Source organism: Phyllobacterium zundukense (genome assembly GCF_025452195.1).
Taxonomy (GTDB): domain Bacteria; phylum Pseudomonadota; class Alphaproteobacteria; order Rhizobiales; family Rhizobiaceae; genus Phyllobacterium; species Phyllobacterium zundukense_A.
In genome coordinates, this window is sequence record NZ_CP104973.1 from 2,113,095 (window position 1) to 2,128,142 (window position 15,048).

Here is a 15,048-nt window from a genome sequence, read left to right on the forward strand (position 1 = left end):
TGCCAATGATTTTTAATTCAAGAGTCAAAGACACTTGCAAAGCGGAATTAGATTTTGTTAACCATTCGGTGGCAATCTTAACGTTATGGAAACGGCTTGTTTCGCGACCTGACTTCGGGATTGCCCTGATCGAGGTTTCTTGGGCAACCCATTTCAGCGGCGGGAAAAGGGGAATGATATGCGGGTTCTTTTAATCGAAGACGATAGTGCAACGGCCCAGAGCATCGAACTGATGCTCAAGTCGGAAAGCTTCAATGTTTATACGACGGATCTGGGCGAGGAGGGTGTCGATCTCGGCAAGCTCTACGACTATGATATCATCCTCCTCGACCTCAACCTACCGGACATGTCCGGTTATGAAGTCCTGAGGACCCTGCGTCTGTCGAAGGTGAAAACACCAATCCTGATCCTTTCCGGCATGGCCGGCATCGAGGACAAGGTTCGCGGCCTCGGATTCGGCGCCGACGACTATATGACCAAGCCCTTCCACAAGGACGAACTGGTTGCCCGTATCCATGCGATCGTGCGCCGTTCCAAGGGTCATGCCCAGTCGGTCATCACCACCGGCGACCTCATCGTCAATCTGGATGCCAAGACGGTGGAAGTCACCGGACAGCGCGTTCACCTGACGGGCAAGGAATATCAGATGCTGGAGCTGCTTTCGCTCCGCAAGGGTACGACCCTCACCAAGGAAATGTTCCTCAACCACCTCTACGGCGGTATGGACGAGCCGGAACTCAAGATCATCGACGTCTTCATCTGCAAGCTGCGCAAGAAGCTCGACAATGCTTCCGGTGGTATCAACTATATCGAAACCGTCTGGGGCCGCGGCTATGTGCTGCGTGAGCCGGATGCATCGGATTTGCGCGAAATCGCCTGATCCGACATAATATCGAGAACGAGAAGCTCCGTGTTAACGGAGCTTTTTTCTTTGCGTCCAGACTCCGGCGAAGAGCTGTCGCACACGGTGTTCCTCTCAGCCTTCGACCGGTACCGGCGGCAAGATTTCGGTGATCGAAACACGATTGAACGGTTTCAGCAGATATCCGGCTGCACCGGCACGCTTGGCCCGCATGATCCGGCTTAAGTCAACCTCAGGCAAGCAAAGATAGATCTTGCTGTTCTCACCGCCTGGCAAGGCACGCACCTGACTTATGATCTCCGGCGCTGGCATGTCGGATAGCGCGTCGTCGAGGATGATGATGTCTGGCATTTCAACGCTACAGGCGGCAATCGTCTGATAGCCGGTATCGGCTGTCGTCACGATGATCGTTTCGTTGGCAATAAGCCTCCGCGCTACCTTCCTGACCACAGGAGATCCATCTACAATCATGCAGCGTAGCAATTGAAAACTCCCCGCAAAAAGCCAAATCGCGTTTGTCCCGTGGCTGAGGTTACCAGCCGTTGGGTGAATAAACACCCAAGGTTGATGGTAAATTTTTAGGACAACTTGCGCGATCAACTACGCCGCGGTGAAGACAATCTCTTCGGGACTTGCATGGATCGAGATGGTCATGCCGGCTTCCTGGGCCAGCAGGAGTGTATAGTAAGGTTGAACCCCGTGGGCATCGATCGGCTCTTCTGGAACCTTGCCGCTGTGCAGTTCAAGAAATTTCGGCGGGACACGCAGCATTGGACCACGTGATGTGAGGACAAAACGCGGCTGTGTTTCCGGTGTTTGCAGCGCAACCGACAATGTGCCGCCACGGGGTAGGGCTGCATTGGCGATCAGGACCAGATTGAGCAACAGCTTAACCTTGTTCTTAGGCAGTAGAACCCGGGTGCCTTCCCAAGTCAATTCGGCTTTTTCGCCCTTCATATATTCATTGGCGACATTCTGGGCATCACCTGTATCGATCTGCACTCCAGCCGACCCCGCAGCGCCAAATGCAATACGCGCGAACTGCAGGCGAGCAGATGCGCTGCGCGCGCTGGATTTGATGAGGCTCATCGCATCGTCATCAGAACCGCCTTCTTCGAGCAATTCCAACCCATTATTGATGGCGCCAACGGGTGAAATGATATCGTGGCAGATGCGGCTGCTCAGGAGCGCTCCGAGGTCCGTTGCCGAGAGAATAATGGGCAATGTCATGGGGAAATCTCCTGAAGATTGGCTGGTGGTTCAGAGGCCGTCGCGAATCAGTAACACGCGAATCACTCCGATTTCTGGCCTATTTGGATACATAGCTCGATCATGATCGGCAAGAACGTCTTGGCTGGAGCTTGCAAATGTTGAAATTTCAAGGTTTTTGCCTTTCTTTGCAAGCCATTGAAATGCCAAGATCGATTCATAAACTTTTATACAAGGTTTAGCGCCTTAAAATGAATTCGATTTTAAAAGCAGGCGCAAGATCTGCTCATCCTTGCATCAGGCGTCAGGCAAAGAAGCGAACAGCCAAAAGGAATTATGATGGCGTCTCTACTCTTGTCTTTGAACCGCGGCTTTCTCCTCTTTCTGACACTTGTGTCACTCGTTGTCGCCCAGGCGCAGACGGCGCGGGCGCAAGAAACCTATACGATGGAAGAAATCGTCAATTCCGGTCAACGGTTCTTCGGATCGACTTCTGGTGGGCTCGCCACGGCTGTCGAAAAAGTCTTCCAGAGCTACGGCTTGCCAAACGGCTATGTCCTCGGCGAGGAAGGATCTGGCGCCCTTATTGGCGGCCTGACCTACGGGGAAGGTTCACTCTACACCAAGAATGCCGGAGATCACAAAACCTTCTGGCAGGGACCATCGATCGGCTGGGATTTCGGCGGACAGGGCTCGCGCGTCATGATGCTCGTCTACAATCTCGATGATGTGCAGAACCTCTACGGCCGCTTCGTTGGTGTTGCCGGTTCGGCGTATCTTTTCGCCGGCGTCGGTTTCAATGTGTTGAAGCGAAATCAGGTACTGCTTGTTCCGATCAGAACAGGCGTCGGTGCACGTCTGGGTGTCAATGTGGGTTATCTGAAGATTACCCAAACGGCCACATGGAATCCTTTCTGATAAAATAAACCGTATTGCATTTGGGACGCGAACTTTTCAGTTCGCGTCTTTGCGTTTCAGGGCCTGACTGTTAGTACACCTTGTGCCAAGATAGACATCCAACAGGACCCTGATCGTGATCCAGTCTGCACTATATTTTGCTTTCGGATTCCTGAGCGCCGTGCTGGTGGCGCTTTTGGTTGCGCCGCCCATCTGGCGCCGGGCGACACTGCTTACACGCAAGCGCGTCGAGGCAGAAACGCCGTTGACACTGAACGAGATACAGGCGCAGCGGGATGGCCTGCGCGCCGAACATGCGATCGCCGAGCGCAAGCTTGAGTTGATGCTGGAAAGCTCCCGCGAAAAAAATGCACTACAGTTGGCCGAACTCGGCGAGAAAGAGCGTCTCATGCGCAATCTCACCTCTGAACTTGCAGCGCGCGATGCGACGATTGCCGAGTTGCGATCGTCATTTGCCGATCGTGAACAGGAATTCGAGAAAGCCGCAGCCATGATCGTAGGGCATGAGCGATTGATAGAGCAAAAGTCAGCGGAGCTCGAACTCTTGCATCGCCGGGCATCCAACGTCGCGATGAATGCAGACAGTTTTCAAATCGAAGTCGCAGCGCAATCGGCCCGAATTGATAATCTTTCAGATGATTTGAGAGAGGCGCGGCAGGACAAGCGCGATAGCGACAACCTGAGACAACGGGCCGAAGCAGATATCAAGGAAGTGCAACATTCTCTGGCGCAGGAAACCAAGCGAAGCGCCGAGCTTGAGAAGCGCTCGAATGCCCTGCTCAGGCAAATTTCCGACAGCGAGGCCAAGCTTTCGAGACGCGATAAGGAAATCGAACGGATCAATGAACGTTTGCGCAACGTGCTCGCCGAAGGGCGCAAGCCGGGATCGTCTGTTCTGGATATGCCGCGCGGCAAGCAGGCACTTGTTCAAGCGCAGGAAACCGAGCGCTTGCGCGAAGAGATGAATGCACTTGCAGCGCAGGTCGTTGCCATGGTCGCGCGGCTTGAGGGGCCAACCTCGAAGGTCAACGAACTGCTGGCGAAAGCCGAGAGCGAAATGTCTCCGGTGCATGACGAAAACGGCGAAATCATCTTGAGCCTGGCCGATCGCATTCGCGCTTTGCAGACTGCAGCTTCAGAGACTGGAAAAACGGCTGAAACGCGATAGCGCGATGCCCGAAGCTGTCGCTACGTTCAGGCTGTCGAAGCTCCCGGACATGGGGATTCTCACTGTTTTCAGTTTTTGCAAGAGCAGCTTCGGTAGTCCGTCGCCTTCGGTGCCCAGAAGCAGCGCAACGCGCCGCGAGGGCTTGGCATCGTAGATATCTGTTGCGCCGGCGGGGCTGAGAGCAAAAATGTCGAACCCGGCAGTTTGCAGTTTGGACACGATTGCTTCGATTGATCCTTCCCGGGCAAAGGGGACTTTCAATGCCGCGCCGACCGACACGCGGATGGCCTTGCGGTAAAGTGGATCGCAACTCGTTTCGTCCATCAAAATGCAATCCGCTTCGAAGGCGGCGGCGTTGCGAAAGATCGATCCCATGTTATCGTGATTTGAAATGCCGCACAAAACGACTGCCAATGCCTTGTCTGGCATCGTATCGATCAGCGTATCGATGGATCGTGCCGCGTTGCGGCGGCCGACAGCGAGGATGCCGCGATGCATCGGAAAGCCCGCAATGGCGTCCATGACCTCGCGGGACACGCAATAGACCGGTACATCGGGCGGGCAAAGCTTGAGTTGCTGGCTTAACCCTGCGAGCCGGTTTTCCAGTATGAGGAGCGATTCCACCGTGAAAGCCGGATTGGACAACAGGACATTGAGGACAACCTTGCCCTCGGCGATCAACCGGCCCTCGCGCCCGACGAGATCCCGTTCACGCACATTGCGATAGGCTGAAAGCCGATCGTCTTCGGGATCGGTGAGGCGGGTTACCCGAACTTGCACCCAGTCGCCTTCCTCCGGAACCAGTGTTTTCACGACTGCGATGCGAGCCCGGCGCGAGCGTCGCCAGCCATCCGCACGAGCGTCATGTGCATGTCCTTGGCAGAGGTCAGGGGCTCCTTGAAAAAGACACGCAGGACGTCGTCACCATCGGCCAGGTCGAAGCCATCGGCATCGATGCCTGTCATGCGCCACTTGCCATCGAGTGCCTTGGCATAAAAGCGGGCATAAAGCGCGATGGCATCGGAATGGTCTTCGTTCATGTGGTCGACGGCGCCCCGTTCCGCCTCGGCGAGTTCCTCGTTGACTGGGCTAAGACTAAGCCAGTCATTTGCCGATAATTGATAGGCCTGACCAAAGCCGCCATTCAGCTTGGCGCTTTCTGGTTCCAGCCGGAAAAAGCGAAAATCCCCCAGGCCAACATAGAGCTTGGCCTTGGGCAAGTGGGAAAGGTAGCGCCATGCAATGCGGCTGTGCTCCGGCGTATCGCGCGCAATCTCTCGTGCGCTTGCGGTTATCGTCATCCGCGGGTGGGCGAGCGGGTCCCCTTTGGCGGGTTCACCGACCAAAAGCGAGCAACGCGGATCCGCGAGCAGTGCCGGTGTGTGGGCGGCGAGGGCCGAAACAAGGATGATGGGCGCGCCGTCATGATCCGTCGAGACGCCCACGCGCGTCGCAATCGGAGCGCCGGACTGTGGATCGAGCGTCGCAATCACAGCATGCCGCGAGGTACGCATCAACGTGCGCGCAAGACGTATTGCATTGTCGTCAATCTCGCGGAGTACGTCTTTCTTTTCGCTCACGTGTCAACCCTCAAACCGGCCATCATGCCGATTGATAGTTTGTCACAGGAATTGGGACAAGCCCAGTGCGGACAGGTAGCGAAAGGTTGGGAATCAGGCTGCGATCGCCCGATCGTCGTTAAGACCGACATCGTTCATGCAATCGGCGAGGAGATCGAGATCGACCGGTCCTATCGTGCACAAAACCGGGGCAACGTCTTCAACCGGAATTTGCAACGCCATGAGTTCGACAAGCGCTGCCATAAGCGATTCGCGAGTATCGTAGCGGACTGAATGATTGCGCATAGCGTGCCTTACGAGCTGGGCAGATGCACAAAGTTTAGGGCAAATGTGGTAAACAAGTTCTTAATTTTGCCATTATTGAAATTTTTTTGCTGTCGAAATGAATAAAATAACTCCATATTTTCAAATGCATGGTAATGTCGTATATCACAATAGTCATCACTGCCATTGTTTGGCCCTAAATCGCATCAATCTGTGAGCAACTTCACCAGCAGGATTAACAGCGATGAGAAATGCTTCGTGAACGGCGTCGGTAGGGGAAAACTCCACTCTGTTATAGGCATTATCGCGGCGGCCGGTCTTGTCACCGGTTGTACGACGAGCCAGAATCCAGGCAAATTATCCGCCGGTCTGACGACGCGTTCGGGGACCAAAACTACTTCTTACGCCTATACGCCGAAGGACAAGGAATGCCTTGAACGGGCGATGTTCTTCGAGTCCAACCGCTCGAGCAAGGAAGGCTTGCTCGCGGTCGGCACCGTGGTGATGAATCGTCTTGATTCAGGCAAATGGGGAAATTCAATCTGCGGCGTGGTTGGTCAGAAAAACCAGTTTGCGCCGGGCGTGCTGTCGCGGCCCATGCGTTCTGCGGCATTGCCCGATGTGCAAGCGGCTGCGGACGCCGTGCTCAAGGGTGAGCGCAATCCCAAAGTGAAGAACGCGATGTACTTCCATACCGCAGGTCTTCGGTTTCCTTACAAGAACATGCACTACACTGTCGTCGCAGGCGGCAACGCGTTCTACGAAAAGCGCGATCGTTACCATTCAGCCGATATAGCTTCGAACGATGCCAGCCGAGCAATTGCCAATGCCTATATTGCCAGCACCAGAATGGCAGGCGGCAAAGTGCAGATGGCCAGCGCTGCGCCAAGTATCACAACGACGTCCACAGCGACTTCAGGCCGTGTTGTGAAGGATACCAGCCAACAGCCGATCGTTGTTGCGCAGGCTGACCTTCCCTTGCCGCCGCAAATGGCGTTTGCCAGCGACAAGGTCGCAGTGCCAGTCGATCCTCCCGCGCAGGCAATGGAGTACACGGCTCCACAGCCGGTAACGATGCCGGCTCCGGCGGCAGAGGGAACGCTGCAGGCAAGCGCACTAGCCTACGAAGCGCCGACCGCAAAGAAGGTAGACGCGATCGGCCAGATGCTTTTGGCGCAGGATCGACCAAACGGCCTCAACTGACCTTATAAATGCTGGGTGAATTATTCGGACACCAGGTAATGGTGAGCCCATTCGCTGTGGGGAACAATTTGTCCTATGGCGTATTGGAAAGACAACACCGTCATGTGGTCTGGAGACGTGGTGCAGGTGTAGGACAGATGATACCATTCGCCTTTGCTGCGGAAGGCCGCACCGGCTGAACGGATCTTGTCACCTTGGATCTTCGGCTCTTCAAAGGCATAGGCGACCAGTTCGTCCGCTACCAGTTTGGCAGGATCCTTGTGGATGCGCTCCATTGCCTCGAGATCACAGCGCTGTTCGAGCCGCGTTTGCGGATCCAGCCGCTTCAGCTCTTCCGCAGCTCCATTGTCCATGGCGTGTGCCGTACTAGCCAAAGCGACCGGCATCAGGAGCATGGCGCTTATTATTCTCATCGCAGGCGGCTTTCATCATTTGAATGCGAAGGACGAATCGTTGGTTCTGGCCCAGCGCGGTATTGATAAACCAACCGGATTGGGACCAAATTATGAAGGCTCACAGGCCTCAACAGAATGACAACGGGTTTCCCCATCAACTTGACCCTTTCTGTCCCCCATCGCCGTTCGCATCGATATAGGCATATATGTACGAGAACGACGGCTGCGCGCGATTGGCAGGCTCGATCAGTCCTGCGACGCTGCCGAGCGACGCCGCGTAGTTGTTGCAGTTGTAGCCGAACATGCGCCACATCGGTGGATGGGCAATATCCGCCTGCACTTTGCCCAGCAATTGCTGATACTGACTTTCGGTCAGCGATACGCGGTAGGCGGCGTTTGGCGTGAAATGGCAATCGGCATAGCTGGGCGCCAGATCCGCGGGCATCGGGACAATCGCGCCGCCATACAGTCCAGCAAGACTGCCTTTCGGGAAGAGACCGATATAAAGGCGCGTCGCCGGATTGCCTTTGGCGTCCAGTCGCCCGAAGACCACGTAGAGATGACCGCTGGGTAGGCTGGGGGAAAAACGCTGACGGAACTCGATATAGGCGGGATCCCCGATTCTCGTTCGGTTGGCCGTCAGTTTCGCCGGTGCGCCGTTGGGATTGCCGTGCGGAGCACAACTGAGCGGCGGCGTTTCAGGCGCGTAGGCCGATACCGCAATCGCACTGGTGGATTGGGGGACTGACTGACAGGCTGTGAGGGCAATTGCGGCGATGCTGGCGATGATTGATTTAAGGGATGCTGGAGGCACAATTAACTTTCTCTCGATGTGTCAGTAAACGTAAGGCAGGATACGCCACGTGCGTGCGCGGTACTGGCTGTATTCCTCTCCAAATGCTTCCTGCAGCATCGCCTCTTCCGGGCCTATCCGAGAGAAAAACAGATAGCCGAAGCCAACAATGCCAGCGAGACCGGCGATATAGTTCGGGAGTAGCAACGCCTGGGTCAACGCCATGAGCCAGAACGCCGTATACATCGGGTGGCGCAGATATTTGTAAATGCCCGTGGTGATCAGCTTGTGGTCCTGCTTCAACTGCAGCGATACGGACCACATTTTCCCGAGAGCCTTGTGCGTGAGCCGGAACAGAATCAACGAGCCAATTCCGGAGGCAATACCAAACAGGAAAAGTATGGCGCTTGCCGGGTAGGATGCAAAACGCGGCTGACCGGTCATGACGTAGATTGCCGGAATGATACCGAGGCCGGTGAGGGAAACCGCAAGCCTTGCCGTATCGGCGCCCTTCCGCCGGTCGACAGTGAGGTTCAATTTGCGCGCGCGTCGATCGAATGGCCGGCGCAGCACATACCAGCCAACGACATGAAGGACCCACAAGACCTTGCCGGCAGAAACAAGAGAAATCATGTGGTGGCAGTTCCAGCAATATTGAGTTTCGCCGGGGAGGATGTGTTCCGATCACAGCGGAGGCCACCCAATGCGGCGACATCGGCAAATTGTTCCGGACCGCATAAAATGGCATGCCATGAGTAATGGGTGCGTTTTTCAACACCGAAAACAAATTGGCGATGTACGCGAAAGAAATCCCGTCGAATAGATTTATATGCCTTATCGCAAAGCTGGTTACGGAAACGCACTCTCACCAGGATAGGTGATTTTCCACCGTTTGTTTTTAAGTCCCGCACAGGATCAGATTGGTAGAAATTCATTGGATCCGTCAGCGATTGCACGTCAATCCAGACTGTTTTGCTATTCGCAACGTTCTCGACACTTTTGCGCAGCGTGCGAGCGGCAGGGTGCAATGCTACCTTCAACAGGCTGGAGCCGACAGTGAGCAGGCCATACCGGTTGGAGCCCTCGCGGCGAAGGGCGGCATCGAGAATCGGAACTGCGCAAACGGCGCCAAGGCTATGAGCTGCAACGACGATTTCCGTGCCGGGCGGAGCACTGCTTATACGGTTGGCTGCATCGGCAATGACGCGATCCAGTTTCCGCATCACATCCGGCCGTTTGCCTCGCGCCATATCCCGGGCGAACGTCCAGTCGTCCATGAGGAGCAGGAAATGGAGTTTCGCAGCGGCAACCCAGAACAACAGGATGGCGGTAATCAAGGCTATCACCGGCGCGACCGGTACGCTGGTCTGGTTGTACGCCATGGCAAGACGCCCGGCGCCGTAGGTTGCACCCAGGATGACAAAGCAGATCAACAATGGATAAACGAAAAACAGGGCATAGCGCCAACTCGTCGCAACAAACCGGAAGAACGTTCCAGTAAGGATAAAATCCAGCAGGGCGATAATTCCGCTCAGCAACCGCCTTAGGGGATTTCTCGACGCATAGAAAAGGGTGATGTCGCCTAGTCCATAAAGGATGAAATTCGTATTGGCCGACCAGCCATCGCCTGAAGCCTGCAGACTAAACTCGCCCATTGCGATCCCACCATCGGTCGAGGAAACGTGCAGCGGCTCAGACTGGGTCAAGCACATGTCGTAAACAGGGGCTGTCTTCGCCGCTTCGCGAGTGAAGCGGCGATGATGCGCCTCTACAGGCATATGCTCAAAACCTGGTAGTAATACGACCAGACGATTGGTAACGGACATCTGCAACCTTTCACGGTCGGGTTCAATTGGCGTCAGCGACCCATGACTGCTTGTCGAAAGGATTTTAGATTCCCGACGTTAACAGAACATCGCCGACACGCAAATGTTGCAACCCACAACTCGATTTATGCGTCAACTTGCCTCTCATTTTGGGGCCATCCGGATTGCACCATCAAGACGGATAGTTTCGCCGTTAAGCATCGGATTTTCGATGATGTGCAGCGCCAGAGCCGCATACTCCTCCGGTTTGCCAAGTCTGGACGGGAAGGGAATGGAGGCGGCAAGGGAATCCTGAACCTCTTGCGGCATGGCCAGCAGCATGGGCGTTCCGAAGATGCCGGGCGCAATAGCCATGACGCGAATGCCGAAACGCGCGAGTTCGCGCGCAGCAGGGAGAGTCAAGCCAGCTATGCCGGCTTTGGAGGATGCATAGGCGGCTTGACCGATCTGGCCGTCAAAAGCGGCGACGGATGCGGTGGAGATGATAACACCGCGTTCGCCCGTTTCGAGCGGATCGAGCTTTGATGCGGCGTTGCTGATAAGCCGAAGCATATTGAACGAACCGATGAGATTGACCTCGATTACCCGTCGATAAAGCTCGAGATCGTGTGGGCCATCACGACCGACGATGCGCCCCGCATTGGCTATACCAGCGCAGTTGACGAGAATACGCGGCGTTCCGAGTTCGTCGATCACTCGCGCGAGGGCCGTCTCGGCCTCACTCGCACTCGACACATTGCAACTCAGTGCTAATCCGCCGATCTCATTTGCGACGCTCTGCGCTGCGTCAAGATTGATGTCGAAAAGCGCGACTTTCACACCTTTTGCCGCAAGCGCACCGGCAGTCGCTGCTCCCAAACCTGAGCCACCGCCTGTTACAATCGCTACATGCCCATAGGTGTCCATAAATCATCTCCGATGCTCGTCCTTGTTTTCTCGCATGGGCGTGATCGGTTTTCCAGCCGTTTTGCCGTTTTCCGCCGCCAGTATCTCTCCGTGCGCGTAAGTATAAGGCTCCCCGGACGCGTCATAGTAAAAGCCAGTGGACGGATTTTTAGGGATTTTCACTTTTTTTTTGGCGTGGAGGCAGGGATTCTCCAGAATCCAGTATTATCGGCGTTTGGATGGGTTGACTGCGAATAAATCTGCTTGCATTGCGACATGGCAAAGGCTTCCATACAACCTTCGTTGTTGGCATGGGGGCCTGCAACACAAAAAAACCTCTGAAGGTGGAAAAGATGAATACCTACAAGAAACTCCTTGCGGCGACCGCGCTCGCAATGCTGACAGGTGGGCTGATGGCGGGTGGAGCCGCAGCCAAGACGTTGGTCTTTTGCTCGGAAGCTGCCCCAGGCGGTTTTGATCCGGCGCTTTATACGGGTGGTGAGACACTCGATGCGACGGGACAAGCCGTCTTCAACAAACTGGTGGAATTCAAGCCAGGAACGTCGGAAGTTGAACCAGCTCTCGCTGACAGCTGGACGATCTCCGATGATGGTCTGGAATATACGTTCAAACTTCATCCAGGCGTCAAGTTCCAAACGACGAGCTATTTTACGCCATCGCGTGAACTAAACGCCGATGATGTGGTGTTTTCGTTTGAACGCCAGAAGGAAGGCAGCCCTTGGGCCAAGTATGTCGACGGCGCTTCCTATGAATATTTTGAAGGCATGGACTTCCCGAAGCTGATCAAGTCAGTGGAAAAAGTCGACGACCTGACTGTAAAGGTCACGCTGACCAAGCCCAACGCACCGATGCTTGCCAACCTTGCCATGGACTTTTCGTCCATCGTTTCCAAGGAATATGCCGACAAGCTGATGGCTGACGGAACACCAGGCAAGCTCAACGAGCAGCCGGTTGGTACGGGTCCATTCCAGTTCGTGGACTATCAGCTCAACACCGCTATCCGCTACGAAGCCAACCCCGACTACTTCAAGGGTAAGGTAAAGCTCGACAACCTCATCTTCGCGGTTACGCCTGATGCGGCTGTTCGCGTGCAGAAGCTCAAGGCCGGAGAATGCCAGCTGACGATCTATCCGGATCCGGCAGATGTCGAAGGCCTGAAGGCTGATACGAACCTGAATGTCATCCAGGAAGAAGGCCTGAACGTTTCGACGCTTGCCTACAACACCACACAAGCGCCATTCGACAAGCCGGAAGTGCGCAAGGCGCTCAACCAGGCAATCGACAAGAAGGCCATCGTCGATGCCGTTTACCTTGGTCAGGGTACACCGGCAATCAACCCGATTCCACCAACGATGTGGTCCTACAACAAGTCGATCAAGGATGACGAATACAATCCTGAAGCGGCAAAGGCAGCACTCGAGAAGGCAGGCGTAAAAGATCTGTCGATGAAGATATGGGCGATGCCGGTTGCACGTCCGTATATGCCTAATGGCCGTCGCACCGCCGAACTGATCCAGTCGGATTTTGCCAAGGTTGGTGTGAAGGCCGAGATCGTTACCTTCGATTGGCAGGAATACCTGAAGCAGGCTTCCGATCCAAAGCACGATGGTGCGGTCATCATCGGCTGGACCGGTGACAATGGCGATCCGGATAACTTCCTTGCAACCCTGTTGTCCTGCCAGGCTGTTGGTACATCCAACCGCGCTGCATGGTGCAACCAGGAATTCACGGATTTGATCAATAAGGCCGCTGTCGTCTCCGATCCTGCAGAGCGCACCAAGCTCTATGAAGAAGCGCAGGTTGTATTCAAGCGTGAAGCACCGTGGGCAACGCTTGCTCACTCGCTCGTTACGACGGCTATGACGAAGAACGTATCTGGCTATGTGCCGAGCCCGCTCGGTGTTCATAACTTCGCCAGCGTCGACGTCGCAGAGTAAATCTACTCCAGCGGTACCGGCTTCGGTCGGTACCGCATTTTTATCAGGTCACCATGTTTCGCTATATCGCGTCCAGAGTGCTGCTGCTGATTCCGACATTTATCGGTATCAGTTTTGTGGCCTTCATTTTCATTCGCTTGTTGCCCGGCGACCCAGTCATCGCTCTTGCGGGGGAACGGGGCATGACGCCGGAACGGCATCAACTTCTGATGGACCAGTTCGGCTTCAACAGGCCGATATGGGAACAGTACTTTTCGTTCCTATGGGGCATTTTCCACGGAGATTTCGGCACGTCGATCGCCAGCAAGCGGCCGGTACTAGCGGATTTCCGTGCGCTTTTCCCGGCAACATTGGAGCTAAGCATCTGTGCCATGCTCTTTGCCGTAATCATCGGCATCCCGGCGGGCATTTTCGCTGCCGTCAAGCGCGGTTCGATCTTCGACCAGTTGAGCATGGGTATCGCGCTGGTTGGCTATTCGATGCCGATCTTCTGGTGGGGCATTCTCCTGATCATCCTGTTTGCAGGCATACTGCATTGGACGCCGGTTTCGGGGCGGATGGACCTCATCTATTTCTTTAAACCAACCACAGGCTTCATGCTGATCGACAGCCTGATTTCGGGTCAGAAGGGCGCGTTCCGTTCCGCAGCCTCGCATCTCATTCTGCCGACTATTGTGCTCGGAACCATCCCGCTTGCCGTTATTGCCCGTCAGACCCGTTCAGCCATGCTTGAGGTTTTGGGCGAGGATTATGTGCGTACAGCTCGGGCAAAAGGGCTCGAACCCAAGCGTGTCATCGGCGTGCATGCCCTGCGCAATGCGATGATCCCGGTCATCACGACAATTGGTTTGCAAATGGGACTGCTCATGGCGGGCGCGATCCTGACCGAGACTATCTTTTCCTGGCCGGGTATCGGCAAGTGGATGATTGATGCCATCTCCCGCCGCGATTATGTCGTCGTGCAGGGAGGCCTTATGCTCGTGGCGCTGATCGTCATGGTCGTCAATCTGATTGTTGATCTGCTCTATGCGGTTATCAACCCGCGTATTCGCGTAAAGTGAGGAACCCGTGACCAACGAAGTTTCCCCGCCCGTACCACTTGCCTCGTCCCAGACTTCGGGCCGGATGGCGCGGTTTTCGGAATTTTGGTTCTATTTCAGCGTCAACAAGGGCGCCGTGATAGGCTTTGCCGTTCTCGTCCTTCTGGTGCTGATCGCCATATTCGGTCCGCTCATAGCGCCGCATGCTCCCTACCAACAGTACCGTGATGCGTTGCTGACGCCGCCATCATGGCAGGCGGGTGGTAAGGAACAGTTTCTGCTTGGCACCGATGCCGTGGGCCGGGATCTGTTATCCCGCCTGATCTACGGCGCGCGCTATTCGTTGTTCATTGGCTTGATCGTCGTTACGTTCGCCATGATCACCGGTGTTATTCTCGGCGTTCTCGCCGGTTATTTCCGTGGCTGGGTCGATACGCTGATCATGCGCATCATGGATATCATCCTGGCCTTTCCGCCGCTGCTGCTCGCACTCGTGCTTGTGGCTATACTAGGGCCCGGTCTTTTCAACGCGATGATCGCAATTGCTCTCGTTCTGCAACCGCACTTTGCCCGGCTTACGCGTGCGGCGGTCATGAGCGAGAAGAATCGAGAATACGTTATTGCATCGAAGCTGGCAGGTGCTGGCCACCTCCGCTTGATGTTCAAAACGATCCTGCCGAACTGTCTCGCGCCGCTGATCGTGCAGGGAACGCTGTCGTTCTCGAATGCTATTCTCGAGGCGGCGGCACTCGGGTTCCTCGGCATGGGTGCCCAGCCACCAACACCGGAATGGGGAACGATGCTGGCAGAGGCCCGCGAATTCATCCTGCGGGCCTGGTGGGTCGTGACTTTCCCTGGTCTTGCAATCCTGATCACTGTCCTCGCGATCAATCTCGTTGGAGATGGTCTGCGCGACGCCCTCGATCCTAAGTTGAAAAGGAGCTGAG

At 55.3% G+C, this 15,048-nt stretch carries 18 protein-coding genes; 8 read left to right on the plus strand and 10 right to left on the minus strand.

Features of this window, described 5'->3' with window-relative positions; translation table 11 throughout:
- Positions 1-178: 178 nt before the first annotated feature.
- A complete protein-coding gene (gene ctrA / locus N8E88_RS22765) occupies positions 179-880 on the plus strand; it encodes a response regulator transcription factor CtrA (RefSeq protein WP_112530599.1) in 702 nt (233 codons plus the stop codon).
- A 96-nt stretch (positions 881-976) separates the two neighbouring features.
- Here the strand turns inward: ctrA and N8E88_RS22770 are convergent, their stop codons facing one another.
- Positions 977-1,312, minus strand: a complete 336-nt coding sequence (locus N8E88_RS22770) for a response regulator (protein WP_315975248.1) — start codon at positions 1,310-1,312, stop codon at positions 977-979.
- 150 nt (positions 1,313-1,462) lie between these two features.
- A complete protein-coding gene (gene chpT / locus N8E88_RS22775; RefSeq protein WP_262292576.1) occupies positions 1,463-2,092 on the minus strand; it encodes a histidine phosphotransferase ChpT in 630 nt (209 codons plus the stop codon).
- A 318-nt stretch (positions 2,093-2,410) separates the two neighbouring features.
- On the opposite strand from chpT, the gene N8E88_RS22780 reads away from it, so the two are divergent.
- On the plus strand, positions 2,411-2,989 hold the full coding sequence (locus N8E88_RS22780) for a DUF1134 domain-containing protein (protein ID WP_262295584.1): 579 nt from the start codon (positions 2,411-2,413) through the stop codon (positions 2,987-2,989).
- A gap of 115 nt (positions 2,990-3,104) precedes the next feature.
- The gene (locus N8E88_RS22785) at positions 3,105-4,157 is read left to right on the plus strand and encodes a coiled-coil domain-containing protein (protein ID WP_262292577.1); all 1,053 of its coding nucleotides are present in this window, start codon (positions 3,105-3,107) and stop codon (positions 4,155-4,157) included.
- Here the strand turns inward: N8E88_RS22785 and N8E88_RS22790 are convergent.
- From N8E88_RS22790 to N8E88_RS22800, 3 genes are all read right to left on the minus strand, one after another.
- Positions 4,125-4,961 (minus strand): TrmH family RNA methyltransferase, encoded by an 837-nt coding sequence (locus tag N8E88_RS22790; RefSeq protein ID WP_262295585.1) that lies wholly within the window; start codon positions 4,959-4,961, stop codon positions 4,125-4,127. The genes N8E88_RS22785 and N8E88_RS22790 overlap by 33 nt on opposite strands.
- Before the next feature lie 5 nt (positions 4,962-4,966).
- Positions 4,967-5,737 (minus strand): HugZ family pyridoxamine 5'-phosphate oxidase, encoded by a 771-nt coding sequence (locus tag N8E88_RS22795; protein ID WP_262292578.1) that lies wholly within the window; start codon positions 5,735-5,737, stop codon positions 4,967-4,969.
- A gap of 93 nt (positions 5,738-5,830) precedes the next feature.
- Complete coding sequence (locus tag N8E88_RS22800; protein WP_262292579.1) at positions 5,831-6,022, minus strand: hypothetical protein; 192 nt, start codon at positions 6,020-6,022, stop codon at positions 5,831-5,833.
- A 237-nt stretch (positions 6,023-6,259) separates the two neighbouring features.
- Here N8E88_RS22800 and N8E88_RS22805 point away from each other — a divergent pair, with 237 nt between their 5' ends.
- On the plus strand, positions 6,260-7,204 hold the full coding sequence (locus N8E88_RS22805) for a cell wall hydrolase (RefSeq protein WP_262292580.1): 945 nt from the start codon (positions 6,260-6,262) through the stop codon (positions 7,202-7,204).
- 20 nt (positions 7,205-7,224) lie between these two features.
- Here N8E88_RS22805 and N8E88_RS22810 read toward each other — a convergent pair whose 3' ends face one another.
- Positions 7,225-7,617 (minus strand): DUF930 domain-containing protein, encoded by a 393-nt coding sequence (locus tag N8E88_RS22810; protein WP_410010604.1) that lies wholly within the window; start codon positions 7,615-7,617, stop codon positions 7,225-7,227.
- On the opposite strand from N8E88_RS22810, the gene N8E88_RS22815 reads away from it, so the two are divergent.
- On the plus strand, positions 7,598-7,738 hold the full coding sequence (locus N8E88_RS22815; RefSeq protein ID WP_262292582.1) for a hypothetical protein: 141 nt from the start codon (positions 7,598-7,600) through the stop codon (positions 7,736-7,738). The two genes, N8E88_RS22810 and N8E88_RS22815, sit on opposite strands and share 20 nt — an antisense overlap.
- Before the next feature lie 15 nt (positions 7,739-7,753).
- Here N8E88_RS22815 and N8E88_RS22820 read toward each other — a convergent pair whose 3' ends face one another.
- The 4 genes from N8E88_RS22820 to N8E88_RS22835 form a co-directional block, all read right to left on the minus strand.
- Positions 7,754-8,413 (minus strand): hypothetical protein, encoded by a 660-nt coding sequence (locus N8E88_RS22820; RefSeq protein ID WP_262292583.1) that lies wholly within the window; start codon positions 8,411-8,413, stop codon positions 7,754-7,756.
- Between the two features lie 21 nt (positions 8,414-8,434).
- A complete protein-coding gene (locus tag N8E88_RS22825; protein ID WP_262292584.1) occupies positions 8,435-9,025 on the minus strand; it encodes a protein-S-isoprenylcysteine O-methyltransferase in 591 nt (196 codons plus the stop codon).
- Complete coding sequence (locus N8E88_RS22830; RefSeq protein WP_262292585.1) at positions 9,022-10,218, minus strand: hypothetical protein; 1,197 nt, start codon at positions 10,216-10,218, stop codon at positions 9,022-9,024. The genes N8E88_RS22825 and N8E88_RS22830 overlap by 4 nt, the downstream gene beginning before the upstream one ends.
- Before the next feature lie 144 nt (positions 10,219-10,362).
- Positions 10,363-11,124: an SDR family NAD(P)-dependent oxidoreductase gene (locus N8E88_RS22835; RefSeq protein ID WP_262292586.1), complete on the minus strand. Its 762-nt coding sequence runs from the start codon at positions 11,122-11,124 to the stop codon at positions 10,363-10,365.
- 332 nt (positions 11,125-11,456) lie between these two features.
- Here N8E88_RS22835 and N8E88_RS22840 point away from each other — a divergent pair, with 332 nt between their 5' ends.
- The 3 genes from N8E88_RS22840 (at position 11,457) to N8E88_RS22850 (ending at position 15,047) form a co-directional block, all read left to right on the plus strand.
- The gene (locus tag N8E88_RS22840; protein WP_262292587.1) at positions 11,457-13,061 is read left to right on the plus strand and encodes an ABC transporter substrate-binding protein; all 1,605 of its coding nucleotides are present in this window, start codon (positions 11,457-11,459) and stop codon (positions 13,059-13,061) included.
- Positions 13,062-13,114: 53 nt separating this feature from the next.
- Complete coding sequence (locus tag N8E88_RS22845; RefSeq protein WP_262292588.1) at positions 13,115-14,122, plus strand: ABC transporter permease subunit; 1,008 nt, start codon at positions 13,115-13,117, stop codon at positions 14,120-14,122.
- A gap of 64 nt (positions 14,123-14,186) precedes the next feature.
- Positions 14,187-15,047, plus strand: a complete 861-nt coding sequence (locus N8E88_RS22850) for an ABC transporter permease subunit (protein ID WP_262295586.1) — start codon at positions 14,187-14,189, stop codon at positions 15,045-15,047.
- Position 15,048 lies beyond the last annotated feature (1 nt).

Bases quoted from the DNA above. Each gene is read 5' to 3' on its own strand.
- ctrA (WP_112530599.1), top strand. From the start codon at position 179: ATGCGGGTTCTTTTAATCGAAGACGATAGTGCAACGGCCCAGAGCATC.
- chpT (WP_262292576.1), bottom strand. From the start codon at position 2,092: ATGACATTGCCCATTATTCTCTCGGCAACGGACCTCGGAGCGCTCCTG.
- N8E88_RS22780 (WP_262295584.1), top strand. From the start codon at position 2,411: ATGGCGTCTCTACTCTTGTCTTTGAACCGCGGCTTTCTCCTCTTTCTG.
- N8E88_RS22800 (WP_262292579.1), bottom strand. From the start codon at position 6,022: ATGCGCAATCATTCAGTCCGCTACGATACTCGCGAATCGCTTATGGCA.
- N8E88_RS22815 (WP_262292582.1), top strand. From the start codon at position 7,598: ATGGCGCTTATTATTCTCATCGCAGGCGGCTTTCATCATTTGAATGCG.
- N8E88_RS22810 (WP_410010604.1), bottom strand. From the start codon at position 7,617: ATGAGAATAATAAGCGCCATGCTCCTGATGCCGGTCGCTTTGGCTAGT.
- N8E88_RS22825 (WP_262292584.1), bottom strand. From the start codon at position 9,025: ATGATTTCTCTTGTTTCTGCCGGCAAGGTCTTGTGGGTCCTTCATGTC.
- N8E88_RS22830 (WP_262292585.1), bottom strand. From the start codon at position 10,218: ATGTCCGTTACCAATCGTCTGGTCGTATTACTACCAGGTTTTGAGCAT.
- N8E88_RS22835 (WP_262292586.1), bottom strand. From the start codon at position 11,124: ATGGACACCTATGGGCATGTAGCGATTGTAACAGGCGGTGGCTCAGGT.
- N8E88_RS22840 (WP_262292587.1), top strand. From the start codon at position 11,457: ATGAATACCTACAAGAAACTCCTTGCGGCGACCGCGCTCGCAATGCTG.
- N8E88_RS22845 (WP_262292588.1), top strand. From the start codon at position 13,115: ATGTTTCGCTATATCGCGTCCAGAGTGCTGCTGCTGATTCCGACATTT.
- N8E88_RS22850 (WP_262295586.1), top strand. From the start codon at position 14,187: ATGGCGCGGTTTTCGGAATTTTGGTTCTATTTCAGCGTCAACAAGGGC.